Source organism: Pedobacter jaeyakensis (assembly GCF_054461315.1).
The window spans coordinates 3,872,809-3,897,185 of the sequence record NZ_CM136921.1 but is presented as its reverse complement, the minus strand read 5'-3'; the positions used below and the strand labels follow the sequence as shown (position 1 = coordinate 3,897,185).

17 protein-coding genes are annotated in these 24,377 nt (G+C 42.1%); 6 read left to right on the top strand and 11 right to left on the bottom strand.

Annotated elements, in window-relative coordinates; genetic code table 11:
- Window positions 1-63: 63 nt before the first annotated feature.
- Window positions 64-2,832 (top strand): TonB-dependent receptor, encoded by a 2,769-nt coding sequence (locus ACXZ1K_RS17330; RefSeq protein WP_458970941.1) that lies wholly within the window; start codon window positions 64-66, stop codon window positions 2,830-2,832.
- A 20-nt stretch (window positions 2,833-2,852) separates the two neighbouring features.
- On the opposite strand, the gene fmt is transcribed toward ACXZ1K_RS17330, so the two are convergent.
- The gene (fmt, locus tag ACXZ1K_RS17325; protein ID WP_458973261.1) at window positions 2,853-3,761 is read right to left on the bottom strand and encodes a methionyl-tRNA formyltransferase; all 909 of its coding nucleotides are present in this window, start codon (window positions 3,759-3,761) and stop codon (window positions 2,853-2,855) included.
- A 55-nt stretch (window positions 3,762-3,816) separates the two neighbouring features.
- Between fmt and ACXZ1K_RS17320 the strand changes: the two genes are divergently transcribed.
- Window positions 3,817-4,896 carry a DNA topoisomerase IB gene (locus ACXZ1K_RS17320; RefSeq protein WP_458970940.1) on the top strand — a complete coding sequence of 360 codons (1,080 nt, stop codon included), beginning with the start codon at window positions 3,817-3,819 and terminating at the stop codon, window positions 4,894-4,896.
- Here ACXZ1K_RS17320 and ACXZ1K_RS17315 read toward each other — a convergent pair.
- Together ACXZ1K_RS17315 and ACXZ1K_RS17310 are read right to left on the bottom strand one after the other, a co-directional pair.
- Window positions 4,893-5,105: a hypothetical protein gene (locus tag ACXZ1K_RS17315; RefSeq protein WP_458970939.1), complete on the bottom strand. Its 213-nt coding sequence runs from the start codon at window positions 5,103-5,105 to the stop codon at window positions 4,893-4,895. The two genes, ACXZ1K_RS17320 and ACXZ1K_RS17315, sit on opposite strands and share 4 nt — an antisense overlap.
- Window positions 5,106-5,230: 125 nt before the next feature.
- Window positions 5,231-6,502, bottom strand: a complete 1,272-nt coding sequence (locus ACXZ1K_RS17310; RefSeq protein ID WP_458970938.1) for an exo-beta-N-acetylmuramidase NamZ family protein — start codon at window positions 6,500-6,502, stop codon at window positions 5,231-5,233.
- 66 nt (window positions 6,503-6,568) lie between these two features.
- Here ACXZ1K_RS17310 and ACXZ1K_RS17305 point away from each other — a divergent pair, with 66 nt between their 5' ends.
- The 3 genes from ACXZ1K_RS17305 to ACXZ1K_RS17295 are packed head-to-tail and all read left to right on the top strand — an operon-like array spanning window position 6,569 to window position 12,483.
- The gene (locus ACXZ1K_RS17305; protein WP_458970937.1) at window positions 6,569-9,454 is read left to right on the top strand and encodes a PVC-type heme-binding CxxCH protein; all 2,886 of its coding nucleotides are present in this window, start codon (window positions 6,569-6,571) and stop codon (window positions 9,452-9,454) included.
- 47 nt (window positions 9,455-9,501) lie between these two features.
- Window positions 9,502-10,722 carry an ABC transporter permease gene (locus tag ACXZ1K_RS17300; RefSeq protein WP_458970936.1) on the top strand — a complete coding sequence of 407 codons (1,221 nt, stop codon included), beginning with the start codon at window positions 9,502-9,504 and terminating at the stop codon, window positions 10,720-10,722.
- 6 nt (window positions 10,723-10,728) lie between these two features.
- Entirely contained in the window at window positions 10,729-12,483 is a 1,755-nt protein-coding gene (locus ACXZ1K_RS17295; protein ID WP_458970935.1) for a hypothetical protein, read from the top strand.
- On the opposite strand, the gene ACXZ1K_RS17290 is transcribed toward ACXZ1K_RS17295, so the two are convergent.
- Window positions 12,480-12,773, bottom strand: coding sequence for a 4a-hydroxytetrahydrobiopterin dehydratase (locus tag ACXZ1K_RS17290; protein ID WP_458970934.1), 294 nt, complete (start codon window positions 12,771-12,773; stop codon window positions 12,480-12,482). The two genes, ACXZ1K_RS17295 and ACXZ1K_RS17290, sit on opposite strands and share 4 nt — an antisense overlap.
- A gap of 48 nt (window positions 12,774-12,821) precedes the next feature.
- Here ACXZ1K_RS17290 and ACXZ1K_RS17285 point away from each other — a divergent pair, with 48 nt between their 5' ends.
- On the top strand, window positions 12,822-14,732 hold the full coding sequence (locus ACXZ1K_RS17285) for an ATP-dependent DNA helicase (RefSeq protein ID WP_458970933.1): 1,911 nt from the start codon (window positions 12,822-12,824) through the stop codon (window positions 14,730-14,732).
- 4 nt (window positions 14,733-14,736) lie between these two features.
- On the opposite strand, the gene ACXZ1K_RS17280 is transcribed toward ACXZ1K_RS17285, so the two are convergent.
- The 7 genes from ACXZ1K_RS17280 to ACXZ1K_RS17250 all read right to left on the bottom strand — a co-directional run bounded on the left by ACXZ1K_RS17280 (window position 14,737) and on the right by ACXZ1K_RS17250 (window position 24,373).
- On the bottom strand, window positions 14,737-15,246 hold the full coding sequence (locus tag ACXZ1K_RS17280) for a DinB family protein (protein WP_458970932.1): 510 nt from the start codon (window positions 15,244-15,246) through the stop codon (window positions 14,737-14,739).
- A 70-nt stretch (window positions 15,247-15,316) separates the two neighbouring features.
- A complete protein-coding gene (locus tag ACXZ1K_RS17275) occupies window positions 15,317-16,498 on the bottom strand; it encodes an FG-GAP repeat domain-containing protein (RefSeq protein WP_458970931.1) in 1,182 nt (393 codons plus the stop codon).
- 49 nt (window positions 16,499-16,547) lie between these two features.
- A complete protein-coding gene (locus ACXZ1K_RS17270) occupies window positions 16,548-20,123 on the bottom strand; it encodes a PVC-type heme-binding CxxCH protein (protein ID WP_458970930.1) in 3,576 nt (1,191 codons plus the stop codon).
- 40 nt (window positions 20,124-20,163) lie between these two features.
- Window positions 20,164-21,030, bottom strand: coding sequence for an alpha/beta hydrolase (locus ACXZ1K_RS17265; protein WP_458970929.1), 867 nt, complete (start codon window positions 21,028-21,030; stop codon window positions 20,164-20,166).
- Between the two features lie 31 nt (window positions 21,031-21,061).
- A complete protein-coding gene (locus tag ACXZ1K_RS17260) occupies window positions 21,062-21,625 on the bottom strand; it encodes a GNAT family N-acetyltransferase (protein ID WP_458970928.1) in 564 nt (187 codons plus the stop codon).
- 11 nt (window positions 21,626-21,636) lie between these two features.
- Complete coding sequence (locus tag ACXZ1K_RS17255) at window positions 21,637-23,259, bottom strand: Na+/H+ antiporter (protein WP_458970927.1); 1,623 nt, start codon at window positions 23,257-23,259, stop codon at window positions 21,637-21,639.
- A 31-nt stretch (window positions 23,260-23,290) separates the two neighbouring features.
- On the bottom strand, window positions 23,291-24,373 hold the full coding sequence (locus ACXZ1K_RS17250; RefSeq protein WP_458970926.1) for an aldose epimerase family protein: 1,083 nt from the start codon (window positions 24,371-24,373) through the stop codon (window positions 23,291-23,293).
- Window positions 24,374-24,377: the final 4 nt, after the last annotated feature.

Here is a 24,377-nt window from a genome sequence, read left to right as displayed (position 1 = left end):
CTTGAAAATATGATATCTATGCGGGCAATTATTATAGTATTTTCAATTCTAGTTTTGGGATTTATGGCTTTTGTTCAAAAGGGAAATGACCCCTTAGACAGCCTAGCTAATTCATTAGACCAATGGTCGGAAAAATTTCCTCAGGAAAAAGTTTACCTCCACATGGATAAACCTTATTATGCAATTGGTGATACCATTTGGTTTAAATCGTACGTAACTACGGGTTCCCGCCATCAGTTATCGGCAATTAGCGGGGCACTATATGTAGACCTTATTAATGAAAAAGACTCTATAGTAAGCTTACTAAAGCTACCTCTAAATGCTGGCATGAGTATGGGTAATTTTACGTTAAAAGATGATTTAAAAGAAGGAAACTACCGTATTAGGGCATACACGCAGTGGATGCGTAATGCAGGAAAAGATTATTTTTTTGACCATACATTTACGGTGGTCAATCCATTTGAGAACAGTGTAATCGCGAAAGCAGATTACAGCTATATAAAAACAGATGGTAAACAATTTCTTAATGCCACCTTGAATTATACCGATGATACCGGTGCAGCCCTTGTTAACAGAAAGATCACTTATGAGATAATTGCGGGCAATGATACCTTGTTCACTAAAACCAGGGAAACTGATGGAAAAGGAAATATTATGGTTAATATTCCAGCTGATAAAATAAAGGATTGGAGCGGGGCCATTATTAAGACAAATGGTGAATTGGCGGATCGGACAAAATTTGAAAAGCAATTCCCAATCAAAGCCAACTTATCGCAAAGCGACATCCAATTCTTTCCTGAAAGTGGAAGCCTGGTATATGGAGTAACCTCAAGATTAGCATTTAAGACTGTCGGTATAGATGGTAACGGGCTTTTTGTTAAGGGTGAAGTTGTTGATCAGGAACAAGATCCTATTGTAGACTTTACAAGCGGCTATGCAGGAATGGGTAGTTTTCTGTTTAGACCAGAGACAGGTAAGGTTTATACGGCAAAAATAACGTTTGCCGATGGATCCCAAAAGTCAGTCGCCTTACCAACCCCAATAACCAACGGTTACGTATTGAGTGTAATTCAGCCTAATGCAGACAGCATTTTGGTGAGAATTAAAGTGCCGGAGCAAATGTTTAACGATCAGACAGCCCTTAACGTAAATTGCCTTGTGCATTCTGGTGGAGAAATAATTGCTTCCACCCCCCTTAGGATAAAGAAAGCGATCACATCCTTCTGGTTAGAAAAGAAAGCATTTCCTTCTGGGATCGCCCAATTTACCTTATTTTCTGCTACGGGTGAGCCTTTAAATGAAAGAATTGCTTTTATTAAAACAAAAGACCAGCTAACATTGAAACTGAATACAACTAAGCAGATTTATAAGAGTAAAGAAAGGGTTGAGCTGCAACTGGAAGCAATGGATTCGGACGATTTGCCAACTGAAGGCAATTTTTCCCTTGCTGTCATAGATGAAAGTAAAGTGCCATTCGATGATTCCCGTGCAAGTACTATCTTTTCTAATCTGCTTCTAACTTCTGATATTAAAGGTTATGTAGAGAACCCTAACTACTATTTTACTGCAGATAATGGTGAGGTAAACAGATCTTTAGACAACTTGATGCTTACTCAAGGGTATAGGAGGTTTTTATGGTCGGATTTAAAATCGGGTAACATTTTAACACCTGCGTTTAAAGCAGAAGGCTTTGGGACCTACATCTCTGGAAAGGTGGTTACACTTGGCAATAAGCCTGCGGCTAATGCGACAGTAACACTCATGTCTGTTAGGGCCAACCTGGTAAAAGGAACAAAAGCTGATGCAGATGGAAGGTTCAAGTTTGATGGCATGTTTTTGACAGATAGCTTAAAGTTTTCAATACAGGCACGTGCTAAGAAAAAGAGTAATAAAGTTGAGGTAATTCTGGATACTGTACCTAAATTAGCTACTACGAAAAATAGAAATATTGGTGCACTGAATACAGATTTATACCGAAGTACTAAGTCCTATGCCGATAATGGCAAACAACAGGATGAAATACTGGAAAAGCTTGGTGGTATGAGTAGGACCAGGCGCTTAAAAGAGGTCAATATCGTGGCCAGGAAATATCAGGAAAATCTTCCTAAACAAAGAAATTTTAATCAGAATGGCCCGGGTAAGTATGATCAGATTATTAAGAATGAGGAATTGCAATCCTGTCCTCACCTGCACTCTTGTCTGAGTGGTAGGATTACCGGTGTCACTTTTAGATCAGTTCTATTGTCCCCCAATTTACCTGCCGTAACCTTACCTTTTACGACTAGAGCCCCATCTGGCGATATGCCAATTGATGATAAGCCCTATCCAGGGGCGATGATGGTGGTATTGGATGGCATACCATATGCCCCCACCGAGCGAAATGCCAATATATATGGATCTATTTTTGACTTTAATGACCCTATGCCGGAGCAGATTGCTACTATTGAAGTTTTAAGGTCGGTTGGCTATACCAACATCTATGGGCCGGATGCGCAGAATGGAGTAATCCTGATAACCACAAAGAATGGGGGTAACCATGCCCCAGCTTACAATCCCAGTATCGTTAATTTTTCGCCAAAGAGCTTTGATAAAACTAAAGAATTTTATACCCCCCGATATGATCGTCCGGGCAGTAACCTAGATTTGCCCGACCTCCGTTCAACCATTTACTGGGATGCAGGACTAAAAATTCTTGCTACAGGTAAGACAAGATTGAATTTTTTCAATCCAGATGGTCCAGGTACTTACAAAGTCATTCTTGAAGGGATAAATGCGGATGGACAATTAGGTAGACAAGTCTACAAATATACTGTTAGTGATAACGTTCCTTAAAAAAAAGGCGCGTTCATCTATTACAACCTAATGCCTCTCAAGAACTCTTCAACCGTCATACGCTTCTTGCCTTCGTATTGGATATCAAGCAGCTTGATAAAACCATCTTTAGTGGCAAATTTTAGGAATGTTTTCCCGTCGGTGAGAAAGCCACCGGCAGTAATAGCCGGCTCTTTATCTTCCATTTCTGCTTTAAACACTTTAAGCGTTTTGTCGTTCAGCTTGGTAAAAGCAGTTGGATAAGGGCTAAGACCTCTAATCATGTTGTGGACGATTTGGGAGGACTGGTTCCAGTCGATAAAGCAATTTTCCTTAAAAATCTTGGGGGCATGTTTTAATACATCAGTTTCCGGCTGCGGTTGTTCCTGGTAATTGCCCCCTTCTATTGCCTTAACTGTTTTAACGATGAGTCGTGCACCCAATTCCATCAATTTATCGTGCAGTTCTCCAGCAGTTTCATCATCAGCAATATCAACTTTATCTGATAGGATGATGTCTCCTGTGTCTATTTCATGTTTTAAAAAGAAGGTAGTTACCCCGCTTTCTTTTTCTCCATTGATGATGGCATGGTTAATAGGAGCTGCACCGCGGTACTGCGGCAATAAACTTCCATGTAAATTAATAGTGCCTTTATGGGGCATGTTCCACACGATTTCAGGTAGCATTCTAAACGCAACCACTACTTGTAAGTCCGCACCAATAGCTTTAAGGTTTTCGATGAATTCAGGGTCTTTTAGTTTTAAAGGTTGCAGCACCTTAATCCCTTTTGCAACAGCATACTGCTTTACCGCACTTTCTTGTAATTTTTGTCCGCGACCGGCAGGTTTATCAGCTGCGGTAACAACGGCGGCCACTTCAAATCCTGCTTCTACCAAAGCATTTAAAGAAGCAACTGCAAAATCGGGGGTACCCATAAAAACTATTTTCATCATCTTATGTTTATGTGTAACAGCAATCAAATTTAACGCATATTTCTGCATTTTTATGGTACAAACCCTGGAAGAAATTAAAGAAAGCGGACTGACTTACGCAACCGATAGTCAGCCAGGCATATACCGTAAAGGTAAACCTGGTAAGTTCCACTATGAAGATAAGGATGGCAAGCGCATCACCGATGAAGCGCAGCTTGCCCGGATTAAGTCGTTGGTGATACCTCCCGCATGGACAAACGTGTGGATTGCCAATAGGAAAAGTGCTTATTTGCAGGTAACCGGTTTGGATGCAGCAGGGAGGAAGCAATATAAGTATCATGCCGACTGGACCTCTCGACGCTCAGAGAGTAAATATTTCAGGTTACTGGAATTTGGGAAAGTATTGCCTGTTGCACGTAAACGAGTTGCTAAAGATTTAAGACGTAAAGAGTTCGACGAAAGAAAAGTTCTGGCCATATGTTTACAGGTGATGATGAAAACGCTGATCAGGGTAGGCAATGAATCTTATGCACAAATGTATGGAAGCTATGGGTTAACCACTTTGAGAAACAAACATGTAAAAATTGCGGGTAATCATTTAAAGCTCAATTTTATAGGTAAAAAAGGCGTAAAGCAAAATGTAGACCTGAACGATAAAACATTGGCAAAGCTGGTTAAGCAATGCATGGAGATTCCCGGACAAGATTTATTTCAATATTATACCGAAGGAAACGAGCACAAACCAATTGATTCAGGTAGGATCAATAACTATATTAAAGAAGTTACTGATTGTGACTTTACGGCTAAGGATTTCCGCACATGGGGCGGCACGTTGGAAGCTTTGAGGCAATTGGCTAAATGCTGTGTAGATGTTAGTGACCGCCCTAAAAAGAAAGTTATTGTAGAAGTATTGGATTGTGTGGCCAGCAAATTAGGTAACACGAGAGCGGTTTGCAAAAGCTCTTACGTCTATCCGCTATTGTTGGAAGCCTTTGAAAACGATGAATTAAATAAGTATTTGAAGAAAGTAAATACGAAACCGGCAGTAAGTGCTACGGCGATGGAAAACGACGAGAAAGTGCTTATGGCATTTCTTAAGGCTATGCAGAAAAAGCCCATAAAAAACAAATTGAAAACGAAGAAGGCGGCTTAGTCGGTAGGTGCGTTTTTAATCGGGTGCACGGGCTGTTCGTCTTGCTCACGCCTTTTTGCCGGATCTTTAAATCCTGCTTCCTCTTTATTGTAGTCTTTATCTTCTGGTTGTTTTACGGCCTTATCTCCCTCTGGAACTCCTCCTTTTGGCGTTTCTTCACGGAAATTGCTGCTTGGTTTTTCGTTTTTCTTTTTTGGCGCGCTGTTCATTTTTGCTGAGTTATGTATCTGTATTTAATTAATAAAGGTTCGAATATTATCATCATTACAATGACCACTGCTTTACAATGACGGGCAGATGATAGCGATAGGCTATTGACGCCTTATTCTTTCTTTTACGGATACAACAGATATTTCTTGCGCATTGTTTTGTATTGAGATAACCCAGGTTCCCAGCTGGCCCTTATTTCTTTTTCTGATTTGCCGGCAATAACCTGCAACCTAAAATCCGCAACTCCAATTAGCCTTTCAATTGTACCCATTTGGTTACTTAACTTTGTGTTAAAGAAGTCGGCTTTATTGGGCGAAGCATTGTACAATTCAATCAGCCAGCTTAGGTTTAGTTTTTTCTCTTTTCTAATTTTTTCAGTATCGTAACTTCTGAGGTCTAAACCAAAGCACTCCTGGTTCATAAATAAGGGAGTTTCTGCCATTCCTTTAATACTTTTTGGGGTGTAGGAGAAACTGTATTTTCCTTTTAGAAATGGAGAGCCGACAATGGTAAAAGGAAACATAGTTCCTCTTCCATGGTTTAGATAGGTTCCTTCGAACAGACAGGTTGAAGGATATAAGAGAATCGACTGCGCCGTATTCAGGTTTGGTGATGGCTTTACCGGTAATTCGTAGGGGGTATCGTGCGTATAGTTCGCTACTTTAATAATTTTTAATTTACAAGTCAGCTTATTGTCCAGCCAGTTCTCTCCATTTAGCATTTGTGCATACTCTGCAACCGTTAATCCGTGTACAATGGGAATTGGTTTTAGACCAATGCCCGACTTGAATTGTGGATTTAAAATGGGGCCGTCTATATAAAAGCCATTTGGATTAGGCCGATCCAGAATCATGAGCTCCTTATTATTCGCAGCGCAGGCTTCCATCACATGTTGTAGCGTATTGATATAAGTATAGAACCGAACACCTACATCCTGGATGTCAAATATCATGATGTCTACATCTGCCAGATCTTCTTTTGTTGGTATAGCGTGCTTACCATATAAAGATATCGCTTTGATCCCGGTTTTGGTATCCACATCATCATCCACACTTACACCTGCGCTGGCATTGCCCCTGAAGCCATGTTCGGGTCCGAAGATCTTGACAATTTGGACACCCAGTTTCAGCAGGCTGTCTACTGACGTTTGAGTTCCTATAATAGAGGTAGGGTTAACCACCATGCCAATCCTTTTACCTTTTAAATAAGGCACATACAGTCCGGTCTGTTCTGCTCCCGTGATCAGTTTCGCCTTTGGCGGATCTATTGCTTCCGGATCTACTTTGTATGGATTTGGAACGGCACTGTTTATGATAATCTTTGGAGTTGAACCACAAGCCTGAAAAGAAATGATCAGAAAGGTGGAAACGACAAAATGCAGGAGGTATGATTTCATGGTAAACAAAGATAAAATTTTCCACAGAAGTTTATTATATTGTTGGCTCGTAACCAAATGATAACCATGAAGACCAAACTTATCGCCATTGCTGCTGTTTTAACGGTGGTATCAGGATATACCCTGATCAAAAACGATACACTTACACTTGAAGACAAATACAAATCAGATGCAACAAAGCTCTTTTTGCCAGATGATCTGGAAGCAACATTATGGGCAGAGTCTCCTAAATTTTATAACCCAACAAATATTGATGTTGATATAAAAGGGCGTATTTGGGTTACCGAAGCTGTCAACTATCGCAAATACAACAATAAAGCTCCTCAGTTTAAGGATAGGGTAGAGGGTGACCGTGTCGTTATTCTTGAAGACAAAGATGGGGATGGCGTTGCTGAAACTTCCAAAGTATTTGTGCAGGATAAAGACCTTGTTGCTCCACTTGGAATTGCCGTTATTGGTAACAAGACCATTGTTTCTTGCGCTCCCTCTATCATCGTGTATACTGATGAAAACGGCGATGATAAGCCAGATAAAAAAGAAGTTTTCTTAACGGGTTTCGGTGGTAAAGACCATGATCATAGTTTACACGCCATGATCTCTGGGCCAGATGGCAAGTATTATTTCAATGCTGGTAACGCTGGTCCGCATATGGTTACTGATAAAGCTGGCTGGAATTTAAGATCAGGTAGTAACTATAATGGAGGGTCTCCATATAACAATAGCAACAAAGGCGGTTTGGTGAGTGATGACGGTAAGATATGGGTAGGTGGAATCGCCATGCGCGTTAATCCTGATGGAACTGGATTGAAGGTACTTGGACATAATTTCCGTAACTCCTATGAGTTTACCGTGGATTCTTACGGGAATATGTGGCAAAATGACAATGATGACGATGGCAACAGAGGGGTGCGTGTTTCCTGGTTAATGGAGGGTGCAAACATGGGTTATGCAAGTGCAGACGGGACCCGCCGCTGGGAAGCAGATCGCAGGCCTGGTCAGCAAACTGCCGCTGCCCACTGGCACCAGGAAGATCCTGGAGTACTTCCATACGGAGACAATACAGGTGCTGGTTCACCAACAGGAGTAGCATTTAATGAAAGTGATGCACTTGGTGAGAAATATAGGGGCATGCTATTGGCTTGTGATGCTGGTAGAAATGTGGTTTTTGCCTATAAACCAGCAGTGTTGGGTGCGGGTTACGACTTAAAGCGTCAGAATCTAATTACCTCTCTATCTGATGACGAAGTAGCGGTAGCACAGAGTTCAGTAGGTCAAGATGAGAAAACCAAATGGTTTAGGCCGAGTGATGTGGCTATTGGTACCGACGGTGCAATTTATGTGGCCGACTGGTATGACAGTATGGTTGGTGGACACAGAATGACGGATACTACAGGTGCTGGCCGCATCTACCGCATTGCGCCAAAAGGGAAAAAGCTGGTAAATCCTAAGATAAATCTTAAAAATACTAAAGGTCAAATTGATGCTTTACTAAGCCCGGCCGTTAATGTGCGTAATGCCGGTTTTGTTTTGCTTGCTGCACAGGGCGCGAAGGCTGTTAAAGATGTAAAGAAGATCCTTGATTCTACAAATCCGTATTACAGGGCCAGAGCCATCTGGTTGCTTTCCAATATGGGCACTCCTGGAATCTCTGCAGTGGAAGCATCCTTGAAAGATAATGATCCAAATTTGAGAATCGCAGCATTCCGTGCCTTGCGTGAAGTGAAGCCTGGAATAGGTACATATGCCATGCAGTTGAGCAAAGACCCATCGGCTGCAGTACGCAGAGAAGTCGCTGTTGCCATGCGTAACCTGCCTTTTAATGCAGTTAATGAATTGTTTATGCCTCTTGCGACTGCATATGAAGGTAACGACAGATATTATCTGGAAGCACTCGGACTGGCTGCAGAAGGTAAGGAAGAAGAATTGTACCCTTTACTGCAGGCAAAGCTTGGTGGCGAGCCATTAAAATGGACTCAGCCTTTTGCTGATCTGGTTTGGCGCTTGCATCCCAAAGCTGCAGTTACGGCTTTGAAACAGAGGGCAGGGTCTGATCAGCTTTCGGCAGATCAGCAAAAACAAGCGATTGTTACACTAGGTTTTATCAAGGACCAGCAAGCTGTTGATGCGATGCAGGATCTGATGAGCAATAAGGATGCAAAGGTGAAGGAGCAAGCATTGTGGTGGCTGCGCTACCGTCAAGGTAATGATTGGAGCAACTTTAAAATGGAGCTGCCATCAACCGGTCCGGATAAAGATGCCGAGGCTCAGAAAAAGATGCTGGTGCAAAAACTGAAAATAGAAAATGGCACCACTTCAACAGCTAATAAAATAGAGGCTATTAAAGCAATGGCTAAAGACAAAGTTGGTGGTGAAATGCTGATCGGCCTTGCAGTAGACAAGAAGCTATCTAAACCGCTGATTGATGAGGTGAGTAAAGTTATTTTTAGTAATCCTGATCAAACTGTACGTGTGCTGGCGAGTGATTACTTTAAAAAACCTGGTGTTACGTCAGCCCTTTCTATTCCGAAGATTGCAAAATTACAGGGAGATGCAAAGCTTGGCCGATTGCTCTTTAAAGATAAATGTATGACTTGTCATAAAGTTGGGAACGAAGGTGCCAGTATTGGTCCGGAACTGACTTTGATTAACAAGAAGTTTGAAAAGAATGGATTGCTGGATGCTATTGTTAATCCAAGCGCCGGGATGGCTTTTGGATATGAATCCTGGTTAATTACCAAAAAGGACGGTACTACAGTATCTGGCTTTTTACAGGGTGACGGTGAAACCGTTGTTTTGAAAGGTATGACCGGTGAGAAATACAACGTGAAAGCAGCTGATATTGCGACCAGAAAGCAGTTCTCTACGTCAATTATGCCGGAGCCCTCAGCACTTCAATTAAGTGAAAAGGACCTGGCAAATATTGCAGAATATCTGCTTACGCTTAAACAATAGTTATTAATTATTTGCATTTTTGCGGGCATACCTATAGATAGCAAATATTGAATACAGAATATTTTATTGCAGGGCGCATCGCCATTAAATCGGAAAGAACATTCTCTAAACTGATTGTTCGAATCGCGATAGCCGGGGTAATGCTTAGCCTTGCAGTAATGATGTTGTCTATAGCTATCATTAAAGGCTTCAAGACAGAGATTCAGGATAAGGTTAGGGGTTATATAGGTGATGTCAGGGTCTTTAAATACGACCTGAACAACTCCTTTGAGTTGTCGCCTTTTGTGCCTGCTGCAGCAACGATAAAGAGTTTAAAGGCAAATCCTGAGGTAGTTTATTTTCACCCCTATGCCACTAAGCCGGCTATTATATCTGCTAATGATGAAGTAGAGGGTGTTAATTTTAAAGGAGTAGACCACACCTTTCATTGGGATTACATCAATAAGCACCTGGTTAGTGGTAGAGTACTCAACTTTACCGATAGTGTCAAGGCAATGAAGGAAATCATGATTTCCCAATTTACTGCTAACCGACTAAAATTGAAGGTTGGCGATGATTTTATCATGCACTTTGTGCAAAACCCACCGCGTAAGCGGCCTTTTAAAATTGTAGGTATTTATAATATTGGTGTTGAAGAAATAGATAAGGGTTTTGTGATCGGAGATCTTAACCTGATCAGGCGCCTAAACAACTGGAAACCTAATGAAATTGGTGGATTAGAAGTACGGGTTAAGGATTTTAACAAGCTGAAAGAGACTTCAAGGGGTATTTATGAAGGACTGGAAATAAAACTTAAATCGGAATCTGTCCAGGAATATTTTCCAGCTATATTTACCTGGTTGTCTTTATTAGATGTAAATACTAGGGTACTGCTCATACTGATGATGGTAGTGGGGGTGATCAATATGATAACGGCACTGTTGATCATGATACTGGAGCGTACAAATATGATTGGCATGCTCAAGGCATTCGGCATGACGGATTTTAGCGTGATGAAAATATTTCTGTATAATGCACTTTACCTGGTTGGACTTGGCTTGCTGCTCGGTAATATATTAGGTTTGGGATTGGGTATTTTACAAGCTTATACCCATATCTTTAAGTTAGACCAGACATCCTATTATCTGGCTTACGTGCCTATAGAAATTCATTTTATAGACGTATTACTATTGAATGTTTGTACCGCCTTTGTATGCCTGATCGTGCTTATTTTGCCATCATTACTCGTGAGTAAGATTAGTCCGCTGAAAGCGATCAGGTTTAAATAGAGCGCTATGTATAAGATTTTACTGAGCCTATTCTTAATTGTGCATTGTTTTTCCGCATGGTCTCAGGAAACGCTGCATAACTATACAGCTGGTTTACCTGCAACAGATGCGCTGGGGAGAAAACTACCTACTTATAAAGAAGTTGGTGAGTTAAAGAAAGACCGCTTTGTGGTTTTGTTTTACTGGACCTGGCACTACGCGCAAGCGGCAAATAAGCCAAACAATACTACAGCTTTTCTACAAAAGTACCTAGATGCACTTTATGATTATAAGAATTCTGCCTGGCCACAAAATATTATGAACTTTTGGGGAGAACCATTATTTGGGTTTTATACCAATATGGATAAATGGGTATTGTATAGACATGCAGAAATGCTTGCAGATGCGGATGTTGACATGATTATGTTTGATTGTACCAATGGTGATTTTGTATGGAAACCGGCATACACGGCGCTCTGCGAAGTATTCACTGAAGCAAGAAAAAATGGTATCAAAACACCCCAAATTGCTTTTATGATGGGTTTTGGGGCAAACGATGCTACCAAAAGCGCAATCAATCAGGTTTATAACGATTTGTATAAGCGGGGTTTGTACAAAGATTTATGGTTTCAGTGGAAAGGTAAACCGCTAATTATGGCCTATCCTGACAACGTTGATCCTGAGATTAGGGAATTTTTTACTTTTCGTCCGGGCCAACCTGTATATGATAAAGGACCTAAACGAAAAGACCATTGGGGTTGGCTGGAAATATATCCTCAACATGGCTTTGGGAAGAACGCTGACGGGAGTTTTGAAGAAATGACAGTCGGCACCTCGCAAAACTGGACCAAAGCAAACGGCCTAAGTGCCATGAATTCAAAGGGTGCATTTGGAAGAAGTTATACGGATAAGAATGGGCAGGATCCTCGACCGGATGCACATCAGTACGGACTTAATTTCCAGGAGCAATGGGACTATGCCTTAAAGCAAAATGTAGAGCTTGTCTTTGTTACCGGATGGAATGAATGGATAGCAGGTAGATATGAGAAATGGCAAGGCCAGCAAAATGCTTTTCCTGATCAGTTTGATACCGAGCACAGCAGAGATATAGAACCGATGAAGGGCGGGCACAACGATAATTACTATTACCAACTGATTGCAAATATTAGGAGGTTTAAAGGGATGCCAACACCTCCTAAGGCATCAGGGCACAGTACTATTAAAATTGACGGGAAGTTTGATGAATGGAAAAACGTATTGCCAGAATTTAAAAGTCATAAGGGTAACACACTGCATCGTGATGCAGATGGGTTTTCTGGAACTCACTATGTCAATACAACCGGTAGAAATGACATCTTAGTTGCGAAAGTGGCTCAAGATAAAGGCAATTTTTACTTCTACGTGGAAACAGTTGCTGGCTTAACTCCAAAAACAGACCCAGGCTGGATGCGTCTTTTTATCGACATAGATAACAATAAGCAAACAGGATGGGAGGGTTACGATTATTTGATAAATAGGACTTCGCCCGGCAAGACGGCCATTCTGGAAAAGGCAGGCAAAGGATGGAACTGGAAGTCGTACGCGCAAGTGCAGTACAGCTTTGCTGATCATAAGCTGGAAATTAAAGTGCCAAAAATCCTGTTAAACTTAAGGGATAATAGCTTTCAGTTTAAATGGTCTGACAACATGCAAAAGGACGGCGACATAATGGACTTTTTGGTGAATGGCGACGTTGCTCCACTAGGTAGATTCAATTTCGAATACACCTTTAAAGCTCATTAATCACAAGGCACTAACAGCTGATCGATTTGCTTGGCCAGGCTACGGTCTTTGTCGGTTACAATGTCGCCAGCATCATGTGTACACAACCAAATCTCCAGTTTATTATAAGTATTTGTCCATTTTGGATGATGGTTATTTTTATCTGCCAGGAAAGCAACACGCACCATAAACGCAAATGCCTCCTGAAAATCTTTAAACAACATTACTTTATATAACTTCCTGTCTATCTCTTCCCATTGTTTCTGAACAAAGCTTTCCATCGGGTTCTCCTCCAAATTGTTAGTGATCATCTTAAAGACAACAATGGAGATTCAAATAGGTTTCCCTAAATTTGTAGTATGAGTAATGAGGGTTCTGCTGATTTGATTTTTGATAAGATTCTTTCTTTTATAGAGTATACCGGTCAGAACATTTTTCTTACCGGTAAAGCGGGTACAGGGAAAACAACCTTGCTTAAAAAAATTAAGGAGCAAACCACTAAAAAGCTGGCGGTTGTGGCGCCAACAGGTGTGGCGGCAATGAATGCAAAAGGCACTACCATCAATTCATTTTTCCAACTACCCCAAGGTTCATTTTTTCCCGGCGATATCAGTTTGATCAACCTGCAATCGGGTATCCTATCTATACAGTCGATGGTATCAGACCTGAGTTACAGCAGGGAAAAAACAGCCCTTTTTACTGAACTGGAATTATTGGTTATCGACGAGATCTCCATGGTGCGATCTGATCTGCTAGATGTGATCGATACGATACTTCGAGCGGTAAGAAGAAACAATTACCCCTTTGGTGGTGTGCAACTCCTCCTAATTGGAGATCTGTTTCAGTTGCCACCAGTAACTAAACGTGAGGAGTGGGCGTTTATGAGAACGGCTTACGCCTCTCCCTACTTTTTTGATGCGCATGTGATCCATCGAAATCCGCTCTTACAAATTGAGCTGACAAAGATGTTTCGGCAAACTGAGCCCGAGTTTATAAAAATTCTAAACGACATCAGGAATAACCAGATTGATCAGGCCGGGCTAACCTTGTTAAACCAGCGGTATAATCCGATGTTCCGGGCAACTGAAGATCTGAATCCAATCATCATCACCTCTCATAATGCGGAAGCGAACACCATTAATAAATCAAAGTTGGACGAGTTAAATGGCGAGGAATATACATTTGAAGCGGAGGTAAGCGGAGAGTTTCGCGACCTAAATCTACAGGCCGAGCAAAGTTTAAAATTAAAGGTTGGTGCACAGGTCATGTTCATTAAGAATGATACTGGTGATGACCGTAAGTTTTACAATGGTAAGATAGGAAGAGTTAAAGCCGTTGAGAATGGTACCATCAACATTTCTTTTCCCAACGAAGACGATCTGGCACTGGAAAAATCTGCATGGCAATCATTTGAATATAGAGCAGACGAAGACGCTATAGTACAGCAACAAGTAGGAGAATTCTCTCAATACCCAATTAAATTGGCTTGGGCTGTAACCATTCATAAAAGTCAGGGTTTGACTTTCGATAGTGCCATTATTGATGCTGGGAAATCTTTTGTAGCCGGGCAGGTTTATGTGGCTTTAAGTCGCGTAAGAACTCTTCATGGCCTTATTTTAAAGTCAAAAATCAATACCGAGAGTCTCCGGTCAAATACAGAGGTTATCAATTACTTGAACCCTGCGCGAGAGCGGGATCTTGATGATTTACTTTTGCATGAACAGGAACGCTTTATTCTTAAGCTGGTGCTTACTGAGTTTTCTCTTTCGTCGCTGATTACTGGCCTTAACGAAATCAGTAATAATCCAGAAATAGCCAAAGCACATCTACCTGAACTTAAGGTCATCATTGCACAATTGATAAGCTCAATAAAGGAGCTAATTGTTGTTTCAGATCGCTTTCAGTCTCAATTGTTGCAGCTTCATAAACAACATGGATTTAAAAATCAGCAGGTGTTGCAAAGCAGGATCGAATCTGCACAACTCTATTTTGCAAAGGAGATGACTACACAGCTGCTAAATCCGCTTAATAAAAATATCAGGATCAAACCTAAGAACAAACTACAACAGCAAGTGCAACATCTGTTGCTCAAATACCGCCAAATTGTTGATGACCGGAACACTAAGATACTGAACGCTTCAGGTTTGTTAAAGGAACCTGTTTTGAAGCGAGACTATTTGAACTGGATTATAAATCATCGTAAAAAAAGCAAAGTAAAGCCTGGCCCGTCCAAAGGCGGACAGGCGGCTGTTACTCTTGAACTATTTTAAGCGATTAGCTTCTATCGTAAAATGCAGGTGGCTCAATTCCTAATGCACGCAGATAAACGGTGCCTTGCGCCCGGTGATGGATTTCATTGTCTTTAAAATAAAGAATAGACGAGTATACATTGTCTTCATACTGACCAAAGGCCGCTACTTTCTCCTGGAAACGCGCTTCATCAATTTGCGCCCAATAACTTTTGATCACTTCGGTACTATCGTCATAAAGTTTTAATAATGCTGCTTTTGTCTGATGCTCTGGAGCAACGGTATGGTCCCAGTTTCCTGTGTTTTCCCAATTATTGGTAGCGATACCTCTTATACCCGGACCAGATACATCCACTATTTCTTTTACCATACTGGCGAAAGTTCTCATCCCTCCAATACTGAAGGTAAATAGTTGGTCTTCCGGAAATGCTTCAATTACCCTTCTAGTTACCCTGCGATGCCCTAACCATTGATTTAAAAAGTTCTCTGCTGAGATAAATACTGCTGTTTCGGTACTAATTTCTGTTGTGTTCATAATCAATTGTTTAATTTCTTAAACAAAGAAAAGGCACACCACTGACAACCCTATGTCAGTCTATTTTTGATTATTTATTTTTTATTTGCTCAAATAGAAACACACCTTTTTTATTGGCTACAACAATGTCAGGCAGTTTGTCTTTGTTCATGTCTACTACATTGGTTTGTAACCCATTACCAGAATCACTGTCTATTAAATGTGGTGTCCATGACGGTACTTTTCCGGGCTTATATTCCAACCAATAGAGTACAGCCGGCTCTCTTTCTCCCGGGTCATGGCCCATGTGTGCCCAAAATCTTTTGCCCGTTACCAGGTCTGGATTACCATCCTTGTTTATGTCTACTAATCCTAGTCCGTGTGTTTGAGAAAAAGTCTTTAGGATCTCATGATGCTTCCAGCTTACTAGCCCTTGCGCATCAACTACTTGCTCATGCCACCAAATTCCATAGGCGTGTGCGGAGGCACTAATTACATCCATATCACCATCCTGATCCAAATCCATCACATACATCTGGGATGCATCTTCACCTAGATCGGCCTGATGCCAGGTCCAGTTGCTTTGTTTAGGATCTTTTGGAGATTCCCACCAACCTGTTCTCAGCACTACGTCTTTTTTTCCGTCCTTATTGATGTCGCCAAATCCTAGTCCGTGGGTAAACTGATGTGTGCCACGATCTTTAACATCGCTGATTACATGTACAGTCCATGCTGTATCTCCTTTTTTCTTTGGCGATTCCAACCAAACCATTTTGCCGCCTTTAGAATCGTTGCACAGTAGGTCTAATCTCCCATCGCTATCAACATCTGTAAACAATGGAGATTCATTACCAACTGAAGAATAAAGTGGAAAAGCTTTCCAGTGTTCACCTGAGTTTTTCGGGTTTTGGTACCACACAGCAGCTTCACCCGGAAAATCTACCCTGACATAATCTAACCATCCATCCTGATCAACATCCATTGCCTGATTGATGAACGAATTACTATAACCGGTATTGAAATCAAACTTGCCAGGTGTATACACTTCGTGTTTTACCCAGTTTGGCGCTTCATACCAATAAGCTCCCGCAACGATGTCCATCTTACCGTCTTTATTAAAATCACCATAAGCAGATCCTTCAGAAAAGAATTCTGTGCTGAGCACATGTTTTTTAAACTTCAGTTCTTTTGATTGTTGCGCCGAGACGTTTCCACAGTACATACTGATTGTGGTAAACAATGCTGCGAGACATATTTTATAGGTTACATTCATCGTGTTTATTTCATTTGGTGTTACTAATTTACACTTTCACAATCAATTACTACTCTTTGGTGGCCAGTAAAAATTTAAGTAGTGCATCAAAATCTTTTTTTGTTATCGTATTCCTAAATTCATCCGGCATAAGGGTATACTTTGCAGGTGCCCGCTCTTTGATATCTGCTTTCGCTACCGTAAACTCTGAGCCACCTGGATTTGCAAATACAAAAACCGCCCCTTCTTCCCTTCGAAATAAACCAGAAAGCACTTTTCCGTTCTTCAAAGTGATGTTATAGGTGCGGAATGCCTGAGATATATTCCTGTTCGGATCTAATATCTTTTCTGTCAATGCTTTCTGCCCCCAATTGCCAATCCCATCCAGCTGCGGACCAATCATTCCTCCAGTTCCTTTTATTTGATGGCACATGCTGCAATTTTGAATAAACATAGCCCTGCCATTCTCTACGCTCACCGAAGAGGGATCAAAATTGGCCAGTCGTGAGTTAATCAGCGCCTGTCTGGCTTCGCTTTCTGAAGCTTGTCCGGCCGATAACTTCTTAAATTCCTCTCGCTGTGCACTGTTCATGTTGTTAGTGAGCCGCTCCTTAATTAAAACCTCTGTTAACAGGTCGTATTTAATATCTCCTTGTTTTAATGCCATTAGCAATTTTGAAATGCCCGGTTCAGTGTTCACTAGAATAGAGGCGATGGTGATTTGTAAGCTGCGCCGGCTGCCTGCCAGGCCTTTTTGCAATGTGCTAAATCGAGAAGGGGAGGAACTCTGCGATAGTACCTGGGCCATTTTTTCTTTGATCAGTTGTGTTTCATCCAAATCAGAAAATATTACCTCAATTAAGGCACTGTTCTTCGAAGCATCAATGGCCATTAATGAATTCGCTGCAGCGGTCCTGGTTCTGTAATTTCCACGTTTGTTCAACAGCAAGCTTTTCAATGCAGGTGCAAGTGAGGCCACTTGATAGTTTCCTGCCAACTCGGCTGCACGAGTATACCTCTCAGCAGTTTCTGCGAGGCCTGCGTCTGGTATGGTTAAAACCTCCGACTCAAAACCTCCTATACCTACTGATCCCGTTTTTGTACTGTCGACCACTTCAATGTACCCCTGCTGACCAGCGTACTTACTCAGGTCAAAGGGCACCTGCTTCATCAAATCGGCCATGCCCATAGGAGTGGAGAATGCAGATCTGTAGCTGCCAATAACCTGCCTTGTTTTAGCCAGCCTGATGCGGACAGAATTCTTTGAGACACCAGTCTTTGCTTCTGTATTGTGTACATCATTATCAAAAACACTCAACTCCAATTTTGCAGGCAATTTAAATTCTGGTGAAACCAACATACCTGTTGGAGCATACCAGTTAAATTCACTCCACATCAGCCTAACCCGTGGCAATTCGCCAACAATGGCACGGTCAATCATCGACCAGGGGTTTTCCGGATCACCTGTTTCTTCCAAGGGGATATTACTCCAGGCCGATGAACTTGTGGCAGGCAGGTTACTCAGCACACTTTCGGCAAGTCGAATTCCCCAGTCTTTCATGGCGGTGATTTCCTGGGTGCCGCTTTGCCTTAGTCCTTGCTGCATGGTTGCATAGAGCACATACTGGGCATTCAAATCGTTTGAAAAGCGTTTCTGGATTAGTTCGATAGCTCTGCCAAGCTCGGAGGGCTTAATGTATCGCCCAATAAATTCTAAGTTGCTTACCAGTTCTGCAGGTGGCAGGTCATGATTCTCCAGATACAACATAGTAAATAGTGCAGCATTCGCAGAAGGTACATCCCTAATCACCTTAAGTAATACCTGTAACTGCTCCTTTGTCCAGACCATACCAGATACCTCATCGATCACGGCCCTGTTCCGCAAGTTATCGCGTATCGACAGCAGTAAAGTGTATTTAAGGTGACTGTCTTTGTCGTCGGTTTTTTGGTAGGCACTAAGCAACACAGATATGTTATTGATATTGGTTGCTTTTGCCAGAACTTCTGCTGCAGCGCGCTGCACATGAACATTGCCGGTTTCCAAAAGTTGCAGTACTTTTTTTTGATGAGCAGGGTTTACTACTTTTTGCTCGGCCAGTATCCGCAGTGTGTGCACCTGCACTAAAATATCTTTATATATTAGTGCTTTATCAATCACTGCATCTGGCAAGGCATTTAATCGAAATAGTGCCCAAAGTATTTGAACTAGTGATTTTGAATTTATTTTATCAGACGCCGCCATTTTCAATAATGGGTTAACTGCAGTTGGGCCAAAGCGCTGCACAACCTGGTTGGCTATGGACATCCTTAAGTTCAATTGCGGATAGTCCAGGTTTTTCAAAAGCTCCTCAAGGTTTGCCTTTGTCCAATCGCTCAGCTTATGATTTTTATGAGGCTTGTCGCCTACATATTTGATTTTCCAAATCCTGCCGCTTTGCCTGTCGCGCAGCGGATGGTTGAGTGGTACTTCGTAATGCCCGATGATGCGGTTGTAAAAATCTGCAATATACAATGCGCCATCCGGTCCTTCTTTAATAGCCACTGGCCTAAACCAGGGATCTGAGCTGATCAGAAAATCTTCTTCCCGTTTGGCCTCAGGTGATGAGCCGCTGAACGACATCGTATTACGGTTGATTCGACAAGTCACCACATCGCCATTGTAAAAGCTATTCCTGTATTCTTCAGGAAACTGTTCGCCTAGATAATAGTCTAACCCTGATAACGCAGTTGAGCCCAGTTCAAAGCTCATCATTTCAGGAGCAAAGCCCATTGCCGGAGTTTTCTTTCCAAAATGAGGATATTCACCACCTCTTATCAGTTGGTAAATCGGTTTGCTGTGGCAGTCTACAGAGTACAAATAGCCCAGCTCATCAAATGTATATCCAAAAGGGTTAACACGGCCGTAGGAGGTTTGTTCAACACGGCTTCCGTCTTCCTTAAATCTAAAGGTATTCCCAGATACCATAGTTATCGAATCGCGATCCGTACCTGCAAGAGTAGAAGTATTGGTGAAACCGTGACAAGCATAAATCCATCCGTCAAAGCCCCTTGCAAAATTGTTGACCATACCGTGCGTATCCTGATAACCAAACTCACCGAATAGCTTGTGCCTGCTTTCGGAAATCCCATCGCCATCTTCATCATTGAACTTATAAATATTTGGGATGCTGAAGGCGATAGCTCCTTTTTGTGCAGGAATGATCCCGATAGGGATGTTGAGGTCTGTCGCAAATGGTGTAAACTTGTCGGCTTTCCCATCTCCATTGGTATCTTCCAGGATCGTAATTTTATCATGCCCTTTTAGAGAGGCTGCTGCCATTGGGTATTCTGATGATTGTGTTACCCATAGCCGCCCTTTTTCATCAAACTCCATATTTATCGGCTTGCCAATATCTGGTTCTGAAGCATACAGGGAAATCTCAAAGCCTGGTGGCAACTTAAACCCTGCTTTTTCCTTTTCAGGAGTCTGAAATTCTGTACTGCGTATGTGATCAGCGAACTTTTCAGGTCCGGGATATGGTATCTGACTTTGGTTGCTAACACCCGCGTTTGCCTTCTTATTCTTCTGTGAAACGTGGCAGCCAAGGGCTAGCACAGACAGCAAACCTGCGGCAGTAACTACTACGTTAAAGTCTTTTAGTTTCATAAAATCAGCCCATTAGGATTTGGAGATCTCTACGAGATCACTAGTATTGATGAAAAGAATCTGATACAAACTCCAAAACCTTAGGTAGTGCACTTCGCCAATAGGTCCAGGTATGACCACCATCTCGAACCCTAAACTCATGAGGAACTTCTTTTTTCCGCATTGCGATGTGTACCAATGCATTTCCTTCGTACAGGAAATCATCATCACCACAGTCTACGTACCACCTTACTGCTTTCTTTTGACTATCGGGCATGTTATTTACCAATGCAATTGCGCTGTGTCTGTTTGCATAGTTGGTTATGGTAGAGTCTGCTAAATTCGCATTGTTCTTTTTAATAGAAGCTTTGGCATCATCTAAATTAATTGCGCCAACAGAAGCGCTTAATGGACAAGCCGATGAAAACAGTTCAGGATGGTGCATGGCATACATAAAGGTTCCACCGCCACCCATAGAAAGGCCGGAAATTGCCCTTGCACGTTTGTCAGTTTTAGCCCTGTACTTTTTCTCTATAAAAGGGATCAGTTCCGTAAAAAAGAAGTCTTCATAGTTCCAGTCGCCCTTTATGTCGTTAAAGTATCCGCGCCTTCCGGTATTGGCATCAGGCATCACAATAATCATCGGTGTAGCAGTACCATCAGCTATGGCCTTATCCGTGATGTTCAGTACCTCTCCAAATTGCACCCAGCCTGTCTGGTCATCACCAGAGCCGTGCAACAGGTAAAGTACTGGATAACTGCGACCAGAGCTTTCATAATCTGGCGGAAGGTATATCGCATATTTACGTTCGCTCTTTAAGATTTTGCTGGGTAAGCTCAGGTTGTCGTAAACCTTTCCGCTTTGCGCAAAAATAGCGATTGGACTAAGCAGCAGAGCTAGGAGTGCCAGGTTAAATAATTTGTTCATGGTGTTCAATTTGGTTATCAGTATTAAAATGTTAAGCCTTATGGTAGGGGTTAAGCAGTCCGTAAAGCTCACTATCCAGAAACTTTCCATTAAAATAGTAATTTTCTTTGTGATAGGCCTCTTTTTCAAACCCATGCTTAAGTAACAATTGTCGTGATGCAACATTATCGGGATTGATGTTTGCCGATATGGAGTGCAGTCCAATCGTTGTAAAGGCAAACTCAATAACAGCGGTTAAAGCCTCAGTAAGTATTCCTTTTCTCCAGTAATCAGAATGAAGAATATAGCCCAGCTCTGCACGGTGGTTTTCCAGTTCAGTACGCCAAAAGCCAAGGTTGCCAATCATTTTACCTGGACTATCTTTCAATTCTATTGCCCAAAGAAGGTTTGTTCTTTTATAAAATCCATCGATCAGGCTTTGCAGAACAGTTTTTGATTCGTCCAGGTCTTTGTAACGTGGGCGGTCAATGTATTTCATAATCAGTTCATCACTCCGCATTTCCAGGTAAGGTGCAGCGTCTGCTAAGGAATGCTCACGCAGCACAAGCCTGCTTGTTTCCAGAACGGGTAAAGAGGCTAGATTTATTGTTAACATTGGCGATCGTATTATTCGTTTTTATTGTTGGGTTCAAAGTGCTGTCTTAGCTTTTCTTCTTCCAGATCCAGCAGTTCAAGCTGTTGCTTTACCAGATCGTCACTTACGTTCTCCTTTTTATTCAAGGTCTGTAGCAGGTTTCGCTGTTCCCTAAGTAAGTGCGCCATAATTTGCCGGTAACCTTTGTAAAATTCATTGGCACGTGCTTCATTATCCGCTTTGTCCCAATCTTTTAAAAGTTCAATATCAGCATTGTATTTCAACCTTAATGCCTTAACCATGTCGTTGTTTTCGATATGTTCTGCATACTCCTCATCAAGAATTTTCAGTGATAAGTGAGAGAGCTTTTTGCGTACCAATTGTCTTTGCTGCTCGAAGGTAATGGTGAAATCGGGGTCTGGCATATTTACCCATCTTACAACAGCAGGTAGAGTAAGCCCTTGAACTACAAGCGTAACTAAGATTACGGTGAAGGTAATAAAGAGGATGAGGTCCCGATTAGGAAAAGCTGTCCCACCGTTCATGGTAAGCGGGATGCTCAGTGCTGCGGCCAGAGAGACCACACCTCTCATGCCCGTCCAGCCGAATAGAATAGGGGCCTTCCAACCTGGATTGGGGTCGGCCACGGTTATAAATTTTCCCATGATCATCGTCACTACAATGGCCCCATAAGTGCTGGCAAACCTGGTGATGATGAGTACGCCGGTAATAATCAGACTATAAGTAAGTGCCGGCTTTAGTCCTTCGGGGCCCAGGTTTTTCATTACCACAGGAAACTCCAAACCAATTAAAATAAAGACAAATCCGTTAAGTACAAAAGCTACGGCTTCCCAAACATTAACACCATGAAGCCTGCTGCGGTGCGATAGGAATTCATGTCTCCTGGAAGAAAGGAACAATCCACCGCTAACTACGGCAAGCACGCCCGAAAAATGAAATTGCTCTGCCAGCATGTACATCGCGTAGGGTGTAACCAGGGTAAGCACCACATCACTATTGGTTGATGTTGGGAGCCAACGATGTACTGCATAAAAGAATAAAGCTACTGCAATTCCAATTACCACACCCATTACAATAACGAGTACAAAATCTGTAGCAGCTTCGGTAAATGCAAAACTGCCGGTAATTACTGCAGCCAGGGCAAAACGAAAGATCACCAAACTGGATGCATCGTTTAAAAGGCTTTCACCTTCAACTATGGTTACAAAGCGCTTGGGTACAGTCAGGTTCTTCAATATCGTAGTTGCAGATACCGCATCTGGCGGAGAAACGATGCCACCCAGTAAGAACCCTGCGGCTAAAGTAAAGCCCGGGATAATGCTCGACGATACATAAGCTACTACACAGGAGGTCAGTATAACCACAGGAAAAGCAAAACTGCTGATGACCCGGCGCCACTTCCAAAAGTCTTTCCACGAGGTGTTCCATGCAGCTTCATACAGCAATGGCGGCAGGAAGATCACGAAGATAAGTTCGGGTTCTATCTCTATTCCCCGAAGGAAAGGCACAAAACCGAGAGGCAAGCCCACCAGCACTAACAAGATCGGGTAGGCCACCTTGATTTTTTGTGCCAGCATGACTACAAAGAGAATAACAAATAATAGACTAACGTATTGGATCACCAAATGATGCATAGCCTAAAATACATATTTGGGCGATATATCTTTAATTCTTTTTAACTGAAAATGCGTAGATGGTCTGAGATTTGAAGACCTGACCTGGTTTTAATACCGTACTGGGGAAAGCAGGCTGGTTAGCCGCATCAGGATAGTGCTGCGTTTCCAGGCAAAAAGCGGCGTTTTTTATAGAAGCCTTTTGTCCGCGTCCAACTAACCCCGGATTTAAATGGTTACCCACATAAAATACCAGGCCGGGTTCAGTGGTATAAGCTTTTAAAACCCGACCGCTTAAAGGTTCATAGGCAGTTGCAGCAAGAGCCAGTTTGCCTGATTGATTTCTCAATACATAGGTGAGGTCGTAATCGTGCTCAATCTTTCTTGGCGATGAAAAATCCATCTCTGTTCCTTTTACATTAATTACCTTTCCGGTGGGAATATTGTCTTTATTGGCTTCCAGGTATTGGTCGGAAAGAATAGTCAATTCTGTGTTCAAAGCAGTAGCATCCCGGCCTCCCGACAAATTAAAATAACTGTGGTTGGTAAAATTGACGTGGGTAGCTTTATTAGTACTAGCCTGGTAATCAATCTTAAGTTCATTATGGTTAGTCAGCGTGTAGGTGATACTTACAGAAAGATTTCCCGGGAATCCTTCCTCACCATCCTTGCTAAAATAGGTCATTTTTATAGCAGGTTCTTTGCCAGGTATTTCCTCAGCATTCCAAATCCTTCTGTCAAAGCCATTTTTACCCCCATGGATGTTGGCAGTTAAGGTGTATTCCTTTCCCTCCAATGTAAATTTGCCATTGGCGATGCGGTTCGCCACACGACCAACAGCAGCACCCATTAAAGCATTTTGCCGACCGGTATATCCGCTTAGTGAGTCAAAACCAAATACCACACTTTCCATGCGGCCATCTCTATCCGGCGTAATGATATCGGTAATGCTGGCGCCATAATTAATCAGTTTTACCTGCATACCCTTGATGTTTGTTAAAGTGTATTGAAAAATCTGAACACCATTGATTTCGCCATAAAGGTTTTTTGCGATGCCGGGTTTGTCCAGCGCTAAAGCAATTTGTCCAGTTAAGATGACCAAACAGCACATTAAAAAAATACCTGTCCTTTTCATACTC